The organism is Novosphingobium sp. 11B, assembly GCF_054589055.1.
On record NZ_BAAILP010000337.1, the window covers coordinates 1 to 1,689 of the forward strand.

The 1,689-nt window shown below is 67.0% G+C and carries 3 protein-coding genes; all 3 read left to right on the forward strand.

The genetic code is table 11. The annotated features are described in order from the left end of the window. Positions 1–216: 216 nt before the first annotated feature. The 3 genes from ACYPYD_RS28040 to ACYPYD_RS28050 are packed head-to-tail and all read left to right on the forward strand — an operon-like array spanning position 217 to position 1,608. Positions 217–1,128 (forward strand): SPFH domain-containing protein, encoded by a 912-nt coding sequence (locus tag ACYPYD_RS28040; protein ID WP_211149713.1) that lies wholly within the window; start codon positions 217–219, stop codon positions 1,126–1,128. Positions 1,129–1,135: 7 nt separating this feature from the next. Next, on the forward strand, positions 1,136–1,339 hold the full coding sequence (locus ACYPYD_RS28045; RefSeq protein ID WP_008832625.1) for a type II toxin-antitoxin system antitoxin: 204 nt from the start codon (positions 1,136–1,138) through the stop codon (positions 1,337–1,339). 2 nt (positions 1,340–1,341) lie between these two features. Next, positions 1,342–1,608 carry a hypothetical protein gene (locus ACYPYD_RS28050; RefSeq protein WP_459667054.1) on the forward strand — a complete coding sequence of 89 codons (267 nt, stop codon included), beginning with the start codon at positions 1,342–1,344 and terminating at the stop codon, positions 1,606–1,608. The last annotated feature ends 81 nt before the right edge of the window (positions 1,609–1,689 follow it).

The window sequence follows — 1,689 nt, forward strand, 5'->3', positions numbered from 1 at the left end:
GCGAAGGCTGGGACCGCTGCCGGTTCTTGAGGCGAGACCACGCGCCAGGGCCTATTGACGCCTGGTGGGGTGCACACGGCCAGCGGTCCCAGCCTTCGCTGGGATGACGGGCGCTCTAAAAACTGATGGGCTCTGTGAACGCGGCGCCCTTCGTCACATTGACCCCGCCTCAAAATCCGATATTAATGTGATATCACTTTTAGAGGGGTGCCACCGATGTCCGATTCGCATCTGCCCATCAACGCCAGCCGGGAGAGCATCGCCTCGACCCGCAGCGGCTACCTGATGCTCATAGTGTTCCTGGCGCTGCTCGTGGCGATCGTGTTCTGCGTCGTCACGCTGGCCAGCGGCGATCCGGGACCGGGCACGGTGCTGGGCTTCCTCGCCTTCATCCTCCCGGCGGTGATCATGAACGTTCTGATCCTGAGCGGCTTCTACATGATCCAGCCCAACCAGGCCGCCGCGATCACGCTGTTCGGCAGCTATAAGGGCACCGATCGCACCCCCGGCCTGCGCTGGGTCTGGCCGTGGATGGGCAAGACGAAAATCTCGGCCCGCGCCAACAACGTCGTCTCGGAAAAGCTCAAGGTGAACGACCTTCGCGGCAACCCGATCGAGATCGCCACCAACGTCGTCTGGCGCGTCGCCGACACCGCCCAGGCGCTTTACGACGTGGACGACTACAAGGCCTTCGTGAACGTCCAGATCGAGGCCGCCGTGCGCTCGATCGGATCGCGCTACGCCTATGACGACGTCGAGGATGCCGAGATCACCCTGCGTGGCAGCCACGAGCAGGTGAATGCCGAACTGCGCACCGAACTGATCGCCCGCCTGCAGGTGGCGGGCATCACGGTGGACGAGTGCGGCCTCACTCACCTCGCCTACGCGCCAGAGATCGCCGGGGCCATGCTGCGCCGCCAGCAGGCCGAGGCCGTCATCGGCGCGCGGCGCAAGCTGGTGGAGGGCGCGGTGTCGATGGTCGAGATGGCGCTGGCGCAGCTCTCGGAAAAGAACGTGGTCGAACTCGACGACGAGCGCCGCGCGGCGATGGTTTCGAACCTGATGGTCGTGCTCTGCGGCGAGCGGGATACCCAGCCCGTCGTCAACACCGGCACGCTCTACTCGTAACGACCCCATGGCGTCTCCCGGCAAGAAGGCGTTCGCGCTCCGTCTCGATCCGGCGCTCTACGCGGCGCTGGAGCGGACGGCGGCGGCGGACTTGCGCTCGGTGAACGCCGAAGTCGAAGTGCTGCTGCGCGAGGCCCTCGCCCGGCGCGGCGTCAAGGTCGAGGCGGGCGAACCGGCAAGGCGCGGACGTCCGCCGAAGGATGGAGACTGATCATGCTGCACAAGCTGTTCGAGAATGATCCGTGGTTCGCCCCCAAGCGCTACGGCTACGGCGCGGGGCTGCCGATCGCGTGGCAGGGGTGGACGCTGCTGGCGGCCTACCTCGCCATTGTCGTCGGGATCGCGCTGCCGGGCACCGGCGGCACGCTGGGCGCCCGGACCGCGTCGTTTGTCGGCGTGCTGCTGGTGACGGGCGTGTTCATGGTGATTGCCGCACGCCACACGCACGGCGGCTGGAAATGGCGCTGGGGCGGGGATTAAGGCGAAAGGCCCACCCCCCAGCCCCTCCCGCAAGCGGGAGGGGAGAAAACCGCATCAGCCCTCCCGCTTGCGGGAGGGCCG